Here is an 18,895-nt window from a genome sequence, read left to right on the forward strand (position 1 = left end):
TAAGTATCCTGTAGCAAAAAGAAAAAATGCCGCTCACCTTAAGTGAACGGCATTAGGGCTTTAAGCCCTTTTTTGTTATATCTAAATAACAGTAATGAATTTTTTATGACAAAATGGCGTATTTAATGCCAGAATCAAGCGTTATATCATAAATCTGTAACAAAAATGTCCAATAATAGTCCCGTGGCAAATTAACGTAGAAACCCAATATGACAGCTAGGATTTTAATAGTAGAAGATGAATCAGCAATCCGTGAGATGCTGACATTTGTGATGGATCAACATGGTTTTACGACAGCTGCTGCTGAAGATTTTGATTCGGCGATTGAGTTGCTTAAAGAGCCATACCCAGATTTAATTTTATTAGACTGGATGTTCCCTGGTGGCAGTGGCATTCAATTAGCTAAACGTTTAAAGCAAGATGAATTTACTCGTCAGATCCCAATTATTATGCTGACAGCACGTGGAGAAGAGGAAGATAAAGTCAAAGGCCTTGAAGTCGGCGCTGATGACTATATAACTAAACCTTTTTCACCTAAAGAACTCGTCGCTCGCATTAAAGCCGTTTTGCGTAGAAGTGCACCAACTCGGTTAGAAGAGACTATTGATGTGCAAGGACTGCAACTTGATCCTGTCAGTCATAGGGTGACTGTCGGTGATGCTGTGCTCGATATGGGGCCGACTGAGTTTCGTTTATTGCATTTCTTTATGACCCATCCAGAGCGAGTTTACAGCAGAGAGCAGTTACTAGATAACGTGTGGGGCACCAACGTGTATGTTGAAGATCGCACTGTCGATGTTCACATCAGACGCTTACGAAAAGCGGTCGAAGAGGGTGGACACGATAAATTGATCCAAACTGTTCGCGGTGCAGGTTACCGATTTTCAACCAGAATGTAATTCGTATTGGCAGCGCTAAAAGTTTTGTCATGCTAGACAGAGCTTTTAGAAACGCTTTTTTTGCTGTCTAGCCATAATAGCCTTTTTAGGCTATCTTGTGCTTCGTTGTTAGCCCTAATAATCAGTAACGGCACTGAATGTGTTGGCGGCGTTACTTTCGAATTTAGGTAGCCTATGTTTATCTCGTATTCTGGATATCGCTTATTTTTTCGCTTAGCGATGTTGCTTGTTCTATTTATGCTGGTCGGGGCTTTATTTGACCATGTTGTCGGCGTTATGCTTACGGGGACAATTGTATTGCTCGTGTGGCACTATCGCCAAATCGCTCGGTTAAATTTCTGGCTATGGAAAGATAAAAAGCTTACACCTCCTCAAGGTAGAGGAAGTTGGGAAGGGGTGTTTAATGGTCTTTATCGTTTACAAGGAAAAAATCGTCGTCGTGTAGGTCAACTTGCTACCTTATTGGGCCGCTTTCGCCAAGGAGCTGAAGCATTACCTGATGCTGCCGTTGTTCTGGATGCCGAGCATAATATTTTATGGTGCAACAAATTGGCTCAGCTAATCTTAGGATTTGTTTGGCCTCAAGATAATGGCCAGAGAATAGATAACCTAATCCGCCATCCTGATTTTTCAGTTTATTTAAAAGATGCCCAATATAACGAACCATTAGAAATTCCGTCTCCTGTCTCAGATAAGCGTTTACTTGAGATTCGAGTCATGAGCTATGGTGATCGTCAGTTGCTGCTAATCGCTCGAGACGTTACCCGAATACATCAATTAGAAGGCATGCGTAAAGATTTTGTGGCTAACGTGTCCCATGAATTGAAAACGCCATTAACGGTATTGCAAGGTTATTTAGAAATCATGCAAAGCATGGAGGATGCAAATTCACCTAACCAAAAACCATTATCACTAATGCAACAACAAACAACTCGAATGCAGTCGATGGTTGAGCAGTTGTTGGCATTGTCACGTATTGAAGATGCTGTCGATCTCGATTTATCGAAAATCGTCAATATGACGTTGATGATGGATATTCTTAAAGAAGAAGCTAAAGCTCTTGCTGGTACCGAATATACCTTAGTGTTTAATTGTGAAGCTGGGTTGAATACTCATGGTAATGAGTTGCAATTACGCAGTGCTTGCTCAAATTTAATCTCAAATGCAATTCGCTACACCTCTCCTGGGGGGACGATTGCGGTATCGTGGCGAAGTGTGGCAACTGGCGCACTTTTTTCGGTTAAAGATTCCGGTGTTGGCATCGCGCCGCAACATATTAATCGCTTAACTGAACGCTTTTATCGGGTCGATAATGCTCGCTCGAGTAAAACCGGTGGCACAGGCTTGGGGTTAGCTATTGCAAAGCACGCTTTAAACCATCATCACACCGAGCTTAACGTTACCAGCGAGTATGGCAAAGGCAGTATCTTCAGTTTTATCATTCCATCTCATTTGTTAGTGCGGCAATAGTTGCAGTCATTAATAAAAAAACAGCATTTATGCTGTTTTTTTATGACTTAATTTTGGCTAATCTTAGTTGAGATTGACTGATATGACTCAGGCACACTTGTGTTGCGAAAGACCGCTTACCAAGTAGGCTTGAACAAGTTGACTCTCGTAAGCTGAACACATATATCTATCTAGTTTATCTTTGCATTATCAAACATGTTAGCTGTCTGTGTGGCATTAGCTATCATTAAGCGCTAACAACAAGGGATAACAATCGCTAACAACCGACAACAAGAATACCCGTCATGATACTGTGACATATAGGTTATAAACCTTGCCAGTAAGTGATTAAGGCTTAATTTATCATTTTAAGCTCGCTAAAGTGTATCAATCGACTCAGCGTTTGCCTTCTTCGGTGAGTTTAGGCCGTTATACACTTCTTAAGTGAGATAAACTTATGCGGGGTAATTTTGTGTCATAAGCTTGTCTTGTCAGCATTATTGTGACAAGTAGTTAATTTAGTTAAGCTGGAATTGGCTATTGTTTATTATTTCACAGGCAAATTTATATTCGCATTGTTTTTAAGTGTTTGATATTAAATTATTTATTTTTTGTTTTTGTTCATGTAATACTTTTGAACCTTGTGTCATCTAACTGTCACATCAACGTCATAGACTTGTCATCAATGAGGTCGATACTGACTACGTTTTAAAAACTTAGTACGCTTAATTCTGGAGCATTACAATGAAACTGAAAAAACTTGTCGGCGCAATTACTCTTACAGCCGCTGGCGTATTCTCAGCAGCATCTATGGCTGCTATAGATCCAACTTTACCATCATATGAAAAAACAAGTGGTGTTTCTGGTAACTTGTCTTCTGTTGGCTCTGATACATTAGCAAACATGATGACGTTATGGGCTGAAGAGTTTAAACACATCTATCCAAACGTTAATATCCAAATCCAAGCAGCGGGTTCTTCAACTGCGCCACCAGCATTAACTGAAGGTACTTCTCAATTCGGTCCTATGAGCCGCAAAATGAAGCCTAACGAAGTTGAAGCATTTGAAAAGCATTTCGGTTATAAGCCAACAGCGGTTCGTGTTGCTATCGATGCTTTAGCTGTATTCGTACACAAAGATAACCCAATTACAGGTTTAAGCATTGAACAAATTGATGCTATCTTCTCTTCTACACACAAGTGTGGCGGTAAAGAAATCAACCGTTGGGGCGATGCTGGTTTAGACGGCAACTGGGCAGCTAAAGACGTTCAGCTTTACGGTCGTAACTCAGTATCTGGTACTTACGGTTACTTTAAAGAAAAAGCATTATGTAAAGGTGACTTCCGTGCAAACGTGAACGAGCAACCAGGTTCTGCTTCTGTAGTTCAGTCTGTTTCTCAGTCACTTAATGCCATTGGTTACTCTGGTATTGGTTATAAAACAGCGGGCGTAAAAGCGGTAGCTATCTCTAAGAAAGGTGATAAGTTTATCGAAGCATCAGCAGCCAACGCAGCAGATGGTACTTACCCACTATCACGTTACTTATATGTTTACGTGAACAAGCATCCTAATAAAGACCTATCGCCAATGGATCGTGAATTCTTACGCTTCGTATTGTCTAAGCAAGGTCAGCAAATTGTTGAGAAAGATGGTTATGTTCCATTACCAACATCTGTGATTTCAAAAGATTTAGAGAAAGTCGGTATTACGCTTTAGTTAACTCACTTTCAGTAAACTAAAAAAGGCCTCTTTGAGGCCTTTTTTGTTTTTTAACGTTAAAAAAATATAAAAAAAAGCAACCTAACTAAGAGGTTGCTGCTATTGCTAAGGGCAATGCTGTTGATAGATTTTTACAACTATCGAATAGGAGAATGATGATGAACAATAAGAAGCTACTTGGTACATAAAAAGTAATTCAAATTCGGTTCATATAATATGACTCATCATTTACGAGTTAGTTCCCGATGATACTAAAAAAATGCATTTTTATATAAAAATAAGATTGGCAAAATAAGATGTGAGATTAAAACGTTTTATTTTTTAATGATTTGCATTCATTATTATCTAGTTAGATTTTTCTGGTTTCTGGCGCTTTATTCGTCTTTTACCCGAAATACATTAAGGCATACATTGTGAATGTGTTTTACTTCGCGTTATGTTTTAGGTTTATGCCATTAGTCGCATGGCAAACATCAAGTCTAAATTGATAGCTTATTATTTTGCTTTTCCTGTGATCGATATTCCTCTCTGACCCAATACGGCACATTTTGATGATGCTAATGCTATTATCGTTACTGGATTTGATGTTTCTCTGCCAAGTAAGGGTTTTTTGTGACTGCAAAATGGAACGTACAACACGATTACCATTCAAGCGCCAATACGGATGCTTTATGTGTGCATCATCTTGATCTTAATCTCGTGGTTGATTTTGACTTACAGCAACTTATCGGCGTTGCCCGATTGCAATTTACGTGCACCATATCGGCAGTCTCATTAGTGTTAGATTGCCGAGATTTACTCATACAAGGTATCACCGACAGTCAGGCTAATCCGTTGTCGTATACTATGAGTGATGTGAGTGACATACTCGGTCAAAAGCTGGTGATAGATGTTGGGGAGCAAGTCGATGAGGTGGTGATTGATTATCGTACATCCACAAACGCTCAAGGGCTTCAATGGCTTACACCGCAACAAACCTTAGGTAAAAAATTACCTTACCTATTTAGCCAATCACAGCCCATCAACGCGCGTAGCTGGATACCTTTGCAAGATACCCCAAAAGCACGAATAACCTTTAAGGCAACCATCAATGTGCCTCAGGGTTTACGTGCGGTAATGAGTGCCGAAAATATCCCTGAGATGCCAGATGATGGTGTATTTACATTTTGCATGAATAAACCGATCCCGACACATTTACTCGCAATAGCGGTTGGAGAGCTAAGCTTCCAAGCAACGGGTCCCAGAAGTGGTATTTATACTGAACCCGGCATGCTTGCTGCGGCTGTCAAAGAATTTGAAGATACCGAGTCGATGATCCAAATCGCTGAGTCCATATTAGGTCCTTATGCTTGGGGCCGCTTTGACATGATTATTTTGCCACCAAGCTTTCCATTTGGTGGCATGGAAAATCCCATGTTAGCGTTTATGACCCCGACATTAATTGCTGGCGATAAAAGTCTTGTTTCAACTGTTGCTCACGAATTAGCTCATTCTTGGACGGGTAATTTAGTCAGTAATGCAACTTGGCGAGATTTATGGCTCAATGAGGGATTTACCACTTATTTTACTAATCGTATTGTAGAAGCGGTTTATGGCGAAGAGCAGGCAGAACTCGAATGGGTTATCGAGTACGGACGTTTGCAAGAGGAAATGGGATCTACTCCCTTAGTCAGTCAAACTCTACCTGCCAATGTGCAAGGTCGCGATCCTAATCTGGCATTTAATCGCTTTACCTACGATAAAGCATCGATGTTTGTGCATGAGCTTGAAAGTCGATTAGGCCGAGCGTCATTCGATAAGTTCCTATTTCAATATGTCGATTATTTTTCGTTTAGCGCCATTACCACTGAAACATTTATTGATTATGCCAAGCAAACGCTGTTGGTGGAATATCATGATAAGTTAACGTTATCAGAGCTTAACGAGTGGGTGTATGGACAAGGATTACCTCAATGGTTTATCGGTCCAACCTCAAGCAGTTTAGATAAAGTTGAGTTAGCCGTTGAGGCTATTATTAAAGGTACTCCTGCAATTGAGTTACAGGTCGATGGGTGGCGAGTTCACCACTGGCAGTATTTCCTCACCCAATTACCTTTAGTGGTCAGCCAAGCGGTATTATTAGATTTAGACGCTACATTTACGTTAACAAATAGCCTGAATGCCGAAATAGCCTGTGATTGGTATCGAGTTGCCATCCGTAATCATTTTGATCCTGTGTTACCTGCATTAAGTGGCTACCTATGCCGTATAGGTCGAGGCAAATTTGTTAGACCCTTGTTTGTTGAGTTACAAATAGCCGGTTACCAACAAGAATTACTCGATATTTATGCAAAAGCGCGCCCTGGCTATCATCCTTCTCTTCAAGTACAGCTAGACAAACTACTGATAATATAAGTATTAACCTTTTTGTTGCGTTGTTTTGTCAAAAAATGATAAAAAAAATGGCAGCCATATTGGCTGCCAAAATAATGCTTTGCGGGTTGTTATTAACGGTGCGCTAGCGTGTTAATACTTCCCAATAGGGATGATGATGAACAATAAACTGTGTTGCAATAACTTAATCTAAACTGGCGTATGGCATAAGCCGTGTGAATCATTTAGCCGTATAATCAATTAACTCGGGGGATGAAGATTAACTCATTATATGGCAATCATTTGAAACTACATTTTATCCGTACAATTAATAAGACTGGGCATAATCAGGAAAGTTCACTGAAAAAATGATTTTTTTGAATTTATTTTGCGTGAGATAAATCGCTTCAGTTATCGATGGACTTTTGCACAGATGCTGATCTCTTTTGAGTGAGCCTGTATCGGAGTGAAGTCAGTATTTTGCTCATAACTGCGCCATTAGAGATCAAAACTTAACCTAACTCGTTTGGGATTGTTGAGCTATTAGCATTATTGATGCTGCTCAATTCTTTGGGCGGATGATCAATACCATGTGTAAAAGGATTTCACACATTAATGGCAAAAAAATGGCAACCAATGTGGTTGCCTAAGTCGTTCTTTGTAGGTCGTAATTAACGGTGCGCTAGCGTGTTAATACTGCCTAAATAGGGATGATGATGAACATAAAACGGTATAGCAGTAATAATCCTAACTAAAAACTTGTGATAAGTGATGTCAATAATTTAGCAATAATCAATTAACGCTGATGAAGAAGCTAACTCATTATGCTGCACTTACTTAAACTATATCTTACTCCGTACAATTAATAAGACTGGCTGTCATCAGGAAAGTTCACTGAAAAAACGATTTTTTTGAATTTAATTTATCAGAGTCATATTTTGGGTCTCTTCAGCGTATATCTTTGGGGATAATAGCCAAAGATCATGAGTATATAGCGTTTATATTATGCAATGAGTGATTTTTTTTATTTAGTTTATCAATAGGTTGGTTTTTAGCGCTTTAGCTGGGTCTGGTCTCATAAGCTACTTTTAAACTATTGTGTATGCTCAGGAAGGAGTCGATGTGATGCCAACAGATAAAGATTATTGGCAAATATAAGCTAAAAAAATGGCAACCAATATGGTTGCCTAAGTCGTTCTTTGTGGGTTGTGATTAACGGTGCGCTAGCGTGTTAATACTCGCCAAATAGGGATGATGATGAACAATACACATAAAGCTGTTGTAACAAGTAAATACAAACTAAACATTGGAGAACGGTTTAACGAGTTTGTCTCCTTACTGGTTACATATATTCTGACTAGGGGGATTGGTAAAAGTTCACTCAATGACAAAAAAATTTAAAAATAATTGCTGAGTAAGATTTCGTTAACGTTTACCGCGCAAAGCCGGTAACTAAGATTAGCGGCAAATAAGCTTATATCAGGATAATGAGGTCATGTAATCCAGAGTGAATGATGTGTTTAACAAACATAAAAAAAGGCAATCAAATGATTGCCTATCGATCGACTTAGCGATCAAGGGGACCGCGCTAGAAGTCCCAGGGAGATGATGAACAAAAGTGAATATCACTGTTACTAAGTTTGAGTACCTGATGGTTAAAAAGTTCAATCTAAATACAATTTTTTATCGAAATAAAGATATAAATTTTATATTTTATAACTATCAGTAGCTTAGGTTTGTATTATTTTTGCTGTTTTTGAGATTTAAATTTGATGGTTAAATTTAAACATTGCAAAGGGATCTAACGCGTCAATTTATTTCTGTCTTCTTGGTAACAGTAAGGCGATTAATATGATATTAATCGCCTAGCGTAAACACTTATTGCACACGCAATGATAATATTCGAGCATCTGTGGTGCTGATTAACTGAGAAGCTTTTCAATAATAGTAGTAAGCTCTTCTGGCTTAGTGGTTGGCGCATAGCGCTCAAGGATATTTCCTTGTTTATCAACTAAAAACTTAGTGAAGTTCCATTTAATAGATTCACTCCCTAAAAGACCTTTGGCAGACTTTTTAAGATGTTGGTACAAAGGATGACTGTTATTACCATTAACTTCAATTTTGCTAAACAGTGGAAATGTTACGCCAAAATTTAGTTGGCAAAATTGGCTGATCTCATCTTCGTTACCTTGTTCTTGTTTACCAAATTGATTACAAGGAAAGCCTAAGATAACTAAACCTCTATCTTTATATTGCTGATATAAATCCTCAAGTGCTTTGTATTGCGTAGTAAATCCACATTTACTTGCCGTGTTAACAATAAGCAAGACCTTATCTTTAAACTGCTCCATGACAAGGTCTTTGCCTTGAATATCTTTTACGCTAATAGAATAAATTGCTGCCGTCATCTGATGCTCCTTTATATGAAAGATAGACTATATTATAAACATGATTAGTTGGCAATTAAGTTGTGGGCAATTTAATTTATCTGTTTGCTTATCAATACTAATTTCAATATAGTTTGCGCATATTTTACTACTAAGAATTAAGGACGGGCTTATGAATGATGTAAAGAACGAACTTAACTCTGAAGATGAAATCGACACCAGTTCGCAACCACAAGCAGATGTCAGCCAAGTGGTACATTTGTTAACTGAAGCAGAAGGTGATGAGCAGGCTGAAATGTTCAGTGAGATCTTAACTGAAGCCGAGCCGGGCACCATTGCTCTATTACTCGAATCGTTACCACTGGATGAGCGTTATGAACGCTGGCAGCAAGTTGATGTTGAAGAACGTGTCGACGTTTTAAACTTAATGCGCGCCGATCCTCGTTTAGGCATTGTAAAGAAAATGCCCGACGAGGAATTAGACTTACTCTTTTCTCAATTAAGTCCTGAAGATCTTATTGAGTGGAGTGATTCGTTACCTGACAATATTACTGATCGTGCATTGGCTCAGATGGGCGAGCGTCAGCGTAAGCACTTCGAACTGTATGATCAATATTCTGAAAATGAAATCGGTCGTTATGCTGATCACCAGATGCTGGCATTAAGTCTTAATTCTACCGTCGCACAAGGACAACGTTTTTTTCGTCGAATCGATTTAGATTGTAATGACCACCTATTTTTGGTCGATAGTAACGATAAATATTTAGGAACAGTGCGGCGTTATGACGTATTCAGAACGGCAGATCTTGACACTCAACTGCACGTCTTAAAATGGGATGACAGCCGAGTTATCTCCGCCGATTCATCTTTAATTGAAGCCGCCGAAGCGATTGAGCATAGTCGTGAGCTTGAATTACCGGTTGTTGATGAAGACGGTATATTGATTGGCCGCATGACATTACGAACAGCGACAGCCTTAGTGCGTGAACATTATGAAGCACAACTAATGGCAACCGCAGGTATGGATGAACACGACGATTTATTTGCTCCAATTGTCATTGGTGCCAAACGTCGTGCCGTGTGGCTAGGGATTAACTTACTTACCGCATTTTTAGCTTCTGCTACCATTGGTTTATTTGAGAATGTATTGTCGCAGGTTGTTGCATTAGCGGTATTGATGCCTATTGTGGCATCAATGGGGGGGATTGCGGGGAGCCAATCATTAACGCTGATGATCCGTGGTATGGCAATGGGTCAAATTTCAGCTGGTAACGTCATGTCGTTGATGAAAAATGAGCTAGGGATCGGTGCGCTTAATGGCATGCTATGGTCAATTGTCATTGGTATCATTGCGGGTTGGTGGTTTGACGATACGATCATGGGTATTGTTATTGCTTGTGCAATTTTAATCAATATGGCGGTTGCTGCTATTGCCGGGGTGATGGTACCGATGATTTTACAGCGTTTTAATCAAGATGCGGCTTTATCGGGATCGGTTATTCTTACCACTGTGACCGACGTAGTAGGTTTTTTTACCTTCTTGGGATTAGCGACCATACTGTACCTGTAACAGAAATACTCTAATCACTGATTGCTCACGTTTTACAGCATGAACATCCACAATAAATTAGTTTGTCTAAATGGTCTTGAATTGCTCAAGGCCATTTTTTTTAGCCAATAAAAAAGCAAGTTTCAGGCAACTTGCTTTTTAAACTTGATGAGAAAATCCTGATAAATTACTTCCACTTAGCAGGTGCAAACTCCGTTTCAGCATTATCGTCAAAGTAACGTCGTTTAGTATCTCGGCGGCGCTGTTTTACTTTTTTCGACTTCGGTTTTCCCTTGATGTTATCGCCCCATGGCGCATCATCTTCATCAAATTCAAATGAGTGTGACATTTTCAACATTCCAGATAACTGTACCTCTGTTGGTACAGCCTCTTTTTACCTAAAGTTAATAATAAGCTAAAGCGAAATATTTCATCCTTGATGGTAAAAATTATTGCACGTGAAAATGACATTGAGATGACAATTGAATCTTTGCTAAAAATAAATCATCTTTTCTTTGTACGAGTTCATGCAGACAAAGTGTTAATTACAGTTACCAAGGTTTTGCTATAGCAATGATCAGTGATACATGGCTGTCTAGCGCGCTAAATGGAGGTCTTGTGATGATTAATACACATTGTTTTGATGTTATAGGCGAGAGTCAATCAGCCGATGCAAAAAAGCTTATTACTGATGCTGCTGTTGTTATTGCTTGGGTAAACGCTTATCAAGAGCATGTAAGTGCATTGCGCCAATAGTAAATAGCAGATCATTGTTTTTGTGAACACTGTTTTCATAGATTGTGCGCAACAGCGTCAATCATTATTGAATGCCAAATTAAGCCTAATCACTCTGAGTATCACAAGCGTTATGAAATTATTCTGTGGTTGTTGTTTGCTGATCTAATGCTTGAATTTTATTAACTCTATATCGCTGTGCATCAGCTCCTTTAATCCGCCGGGATTTAACATCTAATAGGTATAAGTGATCTGAATAAACACGGTAAATATGACCACGGTCTAAGATAATAATATTACCGGTTTTATCCCATTTAAAGGTACCGCTTCCTTGAAAGGGAATGTTATCAGTGCCTAAACGGACAGTATAGATGGTGTATTTGTTTGGTTTGATAAGTTCTAGTGTGGTGTCCATACCATCACAGCTTGGGCATGGAAATATTCCATGGTATACACCTTGCCATTGCAAGTCTGTTTTACTGCTTGTTGTGGTATCAATATTAGAAGTGTCTTGTTGGCCGCAGCCAAGTATTATTAGTATGAATATCAACCATACATTTTTCATCTAAAATCCTTTTAGATACAAAATTGTCGTGTATATGACGCTCGGCAGTTCTGGGGTGATTCTTGTTAAGTTAAAAATATGCCATCTACAAGAGTACTATTTACCATCATGAATATTGCAATATTCACGATTTAATTTATGTTCAATCGGTATCTCAAGACCCATTTTAGCAGTGGTGCACAGAGTATACTTCTCGTTTTAACATCGACCGATGTGGTTAGCTTATCTATAGATATATCATAAATTTTGAGCCCTAACGTTAAATTTATGTTTTGATGTCAAAAAATTGTTTTATCTCGTCAATTCTGTCCATTGCATCCTGATAGCCTAAGTCTATCAAGGTACTAGTATAGGTTTTTTCGAATAACAGGTATGACACAATACTTGAATCTGATTGTCGATTAATGCCGAAAAATTTTAATAACGTTTTGATGGCAAACGGCATGTCATCATAAAATCGCTCTGCAATGCGACTTAAATCTTGGCTTGGTTTAATCACTAAGGTATCAATATGGCGTAAGTTTAATGTCTCACGATCTGTGGCGGATATCATTGATAAGGTGTTATTGACCCGCTGTAAACGTTCTAAGTCACTGTTTAAGGTGTCCGAGAAAATCGTATCTAATAAATGACCAGCAATGGTTGCCGTTTTTGGATGATATTCAAATTCGATGGGGAAGTGTTTGTGAGGACTGTCTAAATTAATCACAAATATTTTACTCGCACCAAGGTGGATCGGACTTGATAATGGCGATAATTGATGGACAGAACCATCACCATAATAGGCCTGATTAAGTTTAATTGATGGAAATACCATTGGGATTGCAGAGCTTGCTAGCAGGTGTTCAGTGTGCAATAAACTTCGGATACCAACGCGTCTAGCACGTTGCCAATCGTCAATGTGATCATTACCTTGATAGAAGCTATATGATCGTGAATTGTTGTAGCACGAGCAATCGATACTGACAGCTTTGAGTGCTTTATTACAGATATTGCGATCAATTCTTTTAAAATCAATCAGTTTATTCAACAAATGTCGTAATGGCTGATTATCGAGTAGGCTGCCAGCATCCGGGTTTACTTTATCGTCTTGGAGGCCTTTAATTGCCATTTTTCCCAAATGCCTCAACACTTGCGCAATCGATGCCCGATAAACCTGATGGGTTTCAAAATGGCGCCACACCCAATCCAGTTTTTTTATGCCTAAATGGAAGCAAGATGCGTGGGTGGCCAGGGACGTTGCATTAATGGCTCCAGCGGATGTACCGCAAATTATATCAAATGGAACATGATGGTTGCGGGGATAAAACTGTACTAGGGCTTTTAATACCCCTATTTGATATGCCGCTCTAGCACCACCACCACCTAATACCAATGCTGTTGATATTGACAAGCTTTATCCCTTAATCTTTTTGATGGACGAATTTCTAGTATGAGTGGTTTTAATGTTATATACCAGTTGTCAATAAGTCGACTATGCTATTTATTGTCTATACTTTAATCTGCTTAAAACATTCGCCATAAGACATAACGATGAGTATTTATTGCATAAAAAAATATCCAGATTAATACTAGATAAGATCTAAGGTGTTTTTTTGCTCGTATATGTATTATTAATGTTAGCTACATGTCATGATTGATGATGTTTTTATGGTCTAAGATGTTGATTTTAAAAATGGCCACTCGTTGATTTTTAGCTAGTATTCAATTGGTAATTCAATTTTAAGGATGGCATGTGGCACTGTTTAAGACAAAATCAGAAGTATCGGTTGATAACGATTCAATCAATAAGGCTATCAGACTTTCGCCTTGGAAAATTGCTATTATCGATGATGAAATTGGCATCCATGATGTGACTAAGTTTGCCTTGGGTCATTTCGAATTTGACGGTAAAAAGCTCGCTTTCTACTCCAGCTTTACTGCTAAAGAGGGCTTTGCTCTACTACGTGATGAGCCTGATATCGCACTCGCATTTATCGATGTGGTGATGGAAAATGACCATGCGGGGCTTGATTTAGTTGAGCGTATCCGTAATGAGTTAAACAACCACAGCACGCGGATTATTCTTCGAACGGGGCAGCCAGGTTGTGCACCAGAAGAAAGGGTCATTAGAGAGTTTGACATCAATGACTACAAGGCTAAAACTGAGTTAACTTCGACTAAGCTTAAATCATGTGTTTATACATCGTTACGCTCATATCGAGATATTAAAACGATTGAACAAAGTCAGCGAGGGATGGAGAAAGTTATTCAAGCTTCTTCATCTGTCTTGTTAAGCCATACCCTGCATAATTTCGGCAGCGCGGTTCTCGAGCAGACATTGCAATTGCTTAATTTAAGTAATTCAGCGCTATACCTGACCAGTTTTCGCGAAGACTTGTATCAAGATACTCAGATGAATTTACTTGCGGCAACAGGCAGTCTGGTCAGTTATCGTGAGATAGATAATGTCGAATCACTGCCCGGTGAAGTTAAAGAGTATATTATTGAAGCCATCACCTTAGGTAAGTCGGTTATTCATGACAATATTTATGTGGGATTTTATAAATTTGGCCTAGATGTCACGAGTATCTTATATCTGCAACATGATACCGAATTAACCCCTTTGCAAGTCAGAATACTAGAATTATTTGCCGCCAATGTCAGCCTGACTTTTGAAAACCTTTCTAGCAAAGAAAATGTCCAACAAACCCAACGTGAGCTAATCCTTATTATTGGTGATGCCATTGAGCAGCGCAGTAAAGAAACCGGTGCCCATGTAAGGCGTGTCGCTGTTATGAGCGAAATGTTAGCTCAATATGTTGGCATGAGTGATGATTTTGTTGAAACAATTCGTTATGCAGCTCCGTTGCATGATGTGGGTAAAATCGGTATTCCTGAGAGTATTCTCCATAAACCCGCTAAATTGACTCCTGACGAATGGGAAATAATGAAAACTCATGCAGAAAAGGGTTATGCCTTGCTTGCTGCATCAAACCGTATTATTGCCAAAATGGGTGCGAGAATAGCCTACACCCACCATGAACGCTGGGATGGTAAGGGCTACCCTCGTGGCTTAGTGGGTAATGAGATACCTATTGAAGGTCGAATCATGGCTATCGTTGATGTCATTGATGCCTTACTTTCTAAACGTAGTTATAAAGAGGCGTGGCCCGCTGAAAAGGTAAGAGATTATTTAATTGAGCAGTCTGGTAATCAATTTGATCCACTTATGTGCACTGCAAGTTTGGCATTACTGAATCAGTTTGTGAAGATTCAACAGGAAATGCCGGATTAATAACTGATACCAACAGATTAAGCTATTTAATATGAATCCAATATGTGAGCGGGTATTGCTAGAAGTCAGCCAGTCTGAGTTGATTGATTTGGGCGATTTAGATTTTGCGTCAACCTTGATTATTAAATCAGTATGTCGTGGGCTGAATATAGGTCGAGCCGGTATTTGGTTATTAACTGACGATAATCAGTCAATTGATTGTTTTTTATTAATCGATAATGACACCAAACAACATAATATTACCTTAACCCGATCCCAGTTCCCCAGTTACTTTAAGGCTCTTGATACAGAGAGAATTATTGCTGCCAGTGATGCTTTGACCGATCCAGCCACATACGAATTCGCTGATATCTATTTGCGCCCTAACGCAATTACCGCAATGTTGGACAGCCCTATTAGGCATGCGGGTAAGATGATCGGGATTATTTGTTGTGAGCATAAAGGTGAGATTAGGCACTGGACCTATGATGAACAAGCATTCGTGAGTTCGTTAGCCGATTTGTATGGCCGTGCAGTCAATGCTAAAAAAGTCAAAGCTTATCAAATTGAACTTGAATCGATTAATAGTGCTTTAGAAACACAAGTTGAGAAAAGAACAGCAGAACTCAAAAGAGCCATCAAAAACTTGCAGATAACTCAAGCGAGCTTGATAGAAAATGAGAAATTAGCCGCATTGGGGAATCTCGTTGCGGGTGTTGCGCATGAAGTGAATACCCCACTAGGTATTTCGGTCACCTCCACCAGTCATTGTATTGATGAGCTCAATAAACTCAAAAAGTATTATGGGGCAGGAGATCTTGATGAACAAAAGTTTGTTGATTTCATGGACACACTGACCGACGGCCTTAATCTTGTCGAACGCAATTTGTCGCGAGCCGCTGAATTGGTACATAACTTTAAGCGCACGGCGGCAGATCAACTTGTTATAGAGAAAGAAAATATTAACTTAACCGAGTATTTAGAACAGATTTCATCGCCATTACGACCACTCACTCGTAAGCAAGGCATTGAGCTGAATATTCAATTAGAACAACAGCTGTTTGTTAATTCTTATCCTGGTGCCATCGCGCAGATTTTTACTAATTTAGTCTCCAATTGTTTTAGACATGCTTTTCCTGAGGGATTTCCAGGCAAGAAACGCATTCTCTTAGGCGCAGAGATGTGTGGCGATGAAATAAAAATGTTCTATAAAGATAATGGTAAAGGGTTGAGTAAAGACGTTAAAAGTAAAATTTTTGAGCCATTCTTTACCACTGCACGAAATGTCGGCGGTACTGGTTTAGGCATGTCTATTGTGCATAACCTAGTAACACAAAAATTGGCTGGTAGGATTGAGATTGTTTCAGAACTTAATCAAGGTTTTGAAGTCGATATTTATATTAAAGATCTCGATTAAAGAGAATTTAATCATAAAAAAACGCACTCGAAGTGCGTTTTTTCCATGCTATATCAATAACTAGCCTTTTGCTGCGTTTGTCAAGAAAGCCACAATCTCATCAAATGGAATGTCTTGTTTCTCACCTGTGCGACGGTTTTTATACTCAAACACCCCAGCATCGATATTGCGATCGCCAATCACCACAACATGCGGTAGGCCAATCAGTTCCATGTCGGCAAACATAACACCTGGACGCTCTTTACGATCATCCATTAATACTTCAACACCCGCATCAGCTAAGTCTTGGTAAAGTTTTTCGGCAATGTCGGCCACACGATGTGACTTATGCATGTTCATTGGCAAAATACCTACCGTAAACGGTGCGATAGCTTCTGGCCAAATAATGCCGCGGTCATCGTTATTTTGCTCAATGGCAGCCGCCACAATACGGCTTACACCGACACCATAACAACCCATCAATAGAACTTGTGCTTTACCATTTTCATCTAACACAGTGGCATTCATGGCTTTAGAATAGCTAGTACCAAGTTGAAAGATATGTCCCACTTCAATACCACGAGCCATGGCATAGGTGCCTAGGCCATCCGGCGTTGACTCACCTTCAACAACATTACGAATGTCCGCTGAAGTGATTAAAGGTAAATCACGTTCCCAGTTAATGCCAAAATAATGCTTATCTTCAACGTTAGCACCGGCAGCAAAATCGCTCATTACAGTGACACTATGGTCAATAATAATTGGCATCGTTAAGCCTACAGGCCCGATAGAGCCTGGCCCTGCGCCAACGGCTGCGCGGATTTCCGCTTCTGAAGCAAACTCAAAGGGTGAAGCGACTAATTCAAGCTTGTCGGCTTTGATTTCGTTAAGCTCATGATCGCCTCGAATAACTAATGCTACCAATGGTGCTTCTTCCGTTGCACCTTTAACGATTAAGGTTTTAACCGTTTGAGTGATAACGACATCAAATTGTTCAACTAATTCTGCAATTGTTTTGGCGTTAGGTGTATCCACTAACGTCATTGTTTGAGTTGGCTCTGCACGTGTGCCGGCTGGCATTGCTGCCTCAGCTTTTTCAATGTTAGCGGCATAGTCGCTACCTGTTGAATAAGCGATTAAATCTTCACCGCTGTTAGCCAGTACATGGAATTCATGCGACATGCTACCGCCAATAGAGCCAGTGTCTGCAAGTACTGGGCGGAATGATAAGCCCATACGAGTCAGAATATTGCTGTATGCGGTGTGCATTGCATGGTAAGTGCTGTCCATGGTTTGTTGATCTAAATGGAAAGAATAGGCATCTTTCATCAAGAATTCACGTGCGCGCATGACACCAAAACGTGGACGTACTTCGTCACGGAATTTGGTTTGTACTTGGTAAAGTGTTAGCGGCAATTGCTTGTAAGAACTTAATTCTTTACGGACTAAATCGGTGATCACTTCTTCATGGGTAGGTCCCAATACAAAATCACGATTGTTGCGGTCTTGAAAACGCAATAATTCAGGACCAAACTTATCCCAACGGCCTGTTTCAACCCATAGATCAGCTGGTTGTACTAATGGCATTAATATTTCGATAGCGCCTGTTTTGTTCATTTCTTCACGAACAATGGCTTCAACTTTACGTAATACACGTAAACCTGACGGTAACCAGCTGTAGAGACCTGAAGCATTGCGACGGATCATACCGGCACGTAACATTAACTGATGACTAATCACCTCTGCATTTGCAGGAGTTTCTTTTTGTGTTGAAAGCAGGTACTTACTAACTCGCATTACCAATGTCCAAAATAGTTGCTATGAATTAGCGTCATTTTAGCACCTGCATTAATGATGTCACCTGCTAATTCGACTCAAAAGCAGGCTTTGTGATGCTTAAATGCCAAGTTTGAGATAGCTAAGTTGAAATAACGTCATTTTTATCGATTTATCCTTGCGTTATCTCTGCTTGAGGCTATTTGTCGCGTCTATCGCCAATGACTCGAGCAGGATTACCTGCAACGATGGCGTAGTCTGCTACATCTTTGGTCACAATACAGCCCATACCAATAACGGCGTAATCTCCAATCGTCACGCCATCGACAATACCTGCCTGAGCGCCAATCCACACATCCTGGCCTATTACGATACCTTTTGATGTCGCGGGTTGTTTATAAATGGGTGTAGTAGGTGACATGCCATGATTAAAAGCATAAATAGTGACGTTATTGGCTATCCGTGTTTGGTTGCCTATTGTTATGCCATGACGACCACCATCTAAGCTGCAGCCATGATTGATGGCCACTTCATTACCTAAGGTGATAGGGCCATGCAGAAATACCTCTGCTGCAATCATGCATTGATTACCGATGCTGATATCTCGCCCGGGTTCGGCAAACAGTTGTGCTTGTGGGGCAATAAAACTGTGCTCGCCAATATGAATGGTTTCCAGCTGACTCAATTGCTGTTGGATCTCATCTTGCCATGGTTTTGCCCAGGCTAAATGCTTAGGCTTGAGTGAAAAATACAGCCATGGCATCCATGATAAGCGTCGTTTGTGTTGAGCTTGGTAATCAATTTCTGCCATA

General features: G+C 39.7%; 14 protein-coding genes. 8 read left to right on the forward strand and 6 right to left on the reverse strand.

The annotated features are described in order from the left end of the window. The first annotated feature begins 209 nt into the window (after nt 1-209). The 4 genes from phoB (at nt 210) to ACED29_RS17965 (ending at nt 6,461) form a co-directional block, all read left to right on the forward strand. Nucleotides 210-899, forward strand: coding sequence for a phosphate regulon transcriptional regulator PhoB (gene phoB / locus ACED29_RS17950; RefSeq protein ID WP_011638217.1), 690 nt, complete (start codon nt 210-212; stop codon nt 897-899). Between the two features lie 174 nt (nt 900-1,073). Then, nucleotides 1,074-2,369, forward strand: a complete 1,296-nt coding sequence (gene phoR, locus ACED29_RS17955; RefSeq protein ID WP_124017971.1) for a phosphate regulon sensor histidine kinase PhoR — start codon at nt 1,074-1,076, stop codon at nt 2,367-2,369. A gap of 723 nt (nt 2,370-3,092) precedes the next feature. Further along, the gene (locus ACED29_RS17960) at nt 3,093-4,064 is read left to right on the forward strand and encodes a PstS family phosphate ABC transporter substrate-binding protein (RefSeq protein ID WP_124017972.1); all 972 of its coding nucleotides are present in this window, start codon (nt 3,093-3,095) and stop codon (nt 4,062-4,064) included. A 615-nt stretch (nt 4,065-4,679) separates the two neighbouring features. Then, a complete protein-coding gene (locus ACED29_RS17965) occupies nt 4,680-6,461 on the forward strand; it encodes a M1 family metallopeptidase (protein WP_371698285.1) in 1,782 nt (593 codons plus the stop codon). A 1,880-nt stretch (nt 6,462-8,341) separates the two neighbouring features. Here ACED29_RS17965 and ACED29_RS17970 read toward each other — a convergent pair. Further along, nucleotides 8,342-8,827 carry a glutathione peroxidase gene (locus ACED29_RS17970; RefSeq protein ID WP_371698287.1) on the reverse strand — a complete coding sequence of 162 codons (486 nt, stop codon included), beginning with the start codon at nt 8,825-8,827 and terminating at the stop codon, nt 8,342-8,344. Between the two features lie 151 nt (nt 8,828-8,978). Here ACED29_RS17970 and ACED29_RS17975 point away from each other — a divergent pair, with 151 nt between their 5' ends. Continuing rightward, nucleotides 8,979-10,376: a magnesium transporter gene (locus ACED29_RS17975; RefSeq protein ID WP_124017975.1), complete on the forward strand. Its 1,398-nt coding sequence runs from the start codon at nt 8,979-8,981 to the stop codon at nt 10,374-10,376. Between the two features lie 166 nt (nt 10,377-10,542). Here the strand turns inward: ACED29_RS17975 and ACED29_RS17980 are convergent, their stop codons facing one another. Continuing rightward, nucleotides 10,543-10,704: a small highly charged protein gene (locus tag ACED29_RS17980; protein ID WP_124017976.1), complete on the reverse strand. Its 162-nt coding sequence runs from the start codon at nt 10,702-10,704 to the stop codon at nt 10,543-10,545. 269 nt (nt 10,705-10,973) lie between these two features. Here ACED29_RS17980 and ACED29_RS17985 point away from each other — a divergent pair, with 269 nt between their 5' ends. Next, nucleotides 10,974-11,111 carry a hypothetical protein gene (locus tag ACED29_RS17985; protein WP_371698289.1) on the forward strand — a complete coding sequence of 46 codons (138 nt, stop codon included), beginning with the start codon at nt 10,974-10,976 and terminating at the stop codon, nt 11,109-11,111. A 118-nt stretch (nt 11,112-11,229) separates the two neighbouring features. Here ACED29_RS17985 and ACED29_RS17990 read toward each other — a convergent pair whose 3' ends face one another. Beyond that, complete coding sequence (locus tag ACED29_RS17990) at nt 11,230-11,655, reverse strand: copper resistance protein NlpE (protein WP_371698291.1); 426 nt, start codon at nt 11,653-11,655, stop codon at nt 11,230-11,232. Between the two features lie 265 nt (nt 11,656-11,920). Then, nucleotides 11,921-13,048: a patatin-like phospholipase family protein gene (locus ACED29_RS17995; protein ID WP_371698293.1), complete on the reverse strand. Its 1,128-nt coding sequence runs from the start codon at nt 13,046-13,048 to the stop codon at nt 11,921-11,923. A 342-nt stretch (nt 13,049-13,390) separates the two neighbouring features. On the opposite strand from ACED29_RS17995, the gene ACED29_RS18000 reads away from it, so the two are divergent. Beyond that, a complete protein-coding gene (locus ACED29_RS18000) occupies nt 13,391-14,932 on the forward strand; it encodes a DUF3369 domain-containing protein (RefSeq protein WP_124017979.1) in 1,542 nt (513 codons plus the stop codon). Nucleotides 14,933-14,963: 31 nt separating this feature from the next. Further along, nucleotides 14,964-16,328, forward strand: a complete 1,365-nt coding sequence (locus ACED29_RS18005; protein WP_182723266.1) for a sensor histidine kinase — start codon at nt 14,964-14,966, stop codon at nt 16,326-16,328. 60 nt (nt 16,329-16,388) lie between these two features. Here ACED29_RS18005 and ACED29_RS18010 read toward each other — a convergent pair whose 3' ends face one another. After that, nucleotides 16,389-18,104, reverse strand: a complete 1,716-nt coding sequence (locus ACED29_RS18010; protein WP_124017981.1) for a proline--tRNA ligase — start codon at nt 18,102-18,104, stop codon at nt 16,389-16,391. A gap of 178 nt (nt 18,105-18,282) precedes the next feature. Beyond that, nucleotides 18,283-18,894: a DapH/DapD/GlmU-related protein gene (locus ACED29_RS18015; RefSeq protein WP_124017982.1), complete on the reverse strand. Its 612-nt coding sequence runs from the start codon at nt 18,892-18,894 to the stop codon at nt 18,283-18,285. Nucleotide 18,895 lies beyond the last annotated feature (1 nt).

The organism is Shewanella sp. 5S214, from assembly GCF_041439795.1.
In the GTDB taxonomy this organism is placed as follows: domain Bacteria; phylum Pseudomonadota; class Gammaproteobacteria; order Enterobacterales; family Shewanellaceae; genus Shewanella; species Shewanella vesiculosa.

Excerpts from the sequence above, each read along its gene's own strand:
- phoB (WP_011638217.1), top strand. The coding sequence starts at position 210 with ATGACAGCTAGGATTTTAATAGTAGAAGATGAATCAGCAATCCGTGAG.
- phoR (WP_124017971.1), top strand. The coding sequence starts at position 1,074 with ATGTTTATCTCGTATTCTGGATATCGCTTATTTTTTCGCTTAGCGATG.
- ACED29_RS17960 (WP_124017972.1), top strand. The coding sequence starts at position 3,093 with ATGAAACTGAAAAAACTTGTCGGCGCAATTACTCTTACAGCCGCTGGC.
- ACED29_RS17970 (WP_371698287.1), bottom strand. The coding sequence starts at position 8,827 with ATGACGGCAGCAATTTATTCTATTAGCGTAAAAGATATTCAAGGCAAA.
- ACED29_RS17975 (WP_124017975.1), top strand. The coding sequence starts at position 8,979 with ATGAATGATGTAAAGAACGAACTTAACTCTGAAGATGAAATCGACACC.
- ACED29_RS17980 (WP_124017976.1), bottom strand. The coding sequence starts at position 10,704 with ATGTCACACTCATTTGAATTTGATGAAGATGATGCGCCATGGGGCGAT.
- ACED29_RS17990 (WP_371698291.1), bottom strand. The coding sequence starts at position 11,655 with ATGAAAAATGTATGGTTGATATTCATACTAATAATACTTGGCTGCGGC.
- ACED29_RS18005 (WP_182723266.1), top strand. The coding sequence starts at position 14,964 with ATGAATCCAATATGTGAGCGGGTATTGCTAGAAGTCAGCCAGTCTGAG.
- ACED29_RS18010 (WP_124017981.1), bottom strand. The coding sequence starts at position 18,104 with ATGCGAGTTAGTAAGTACCTGCTTTCAACACAAAAAGAAACTCCTGCA.
- ACED29_RS18015 (WP_124017982.1), bottom strand. The coding sequence starts at position 18,894 with ATGGCAGAAATTGATTACCAAGCTCAACACAAACGACGCTTATCATGG.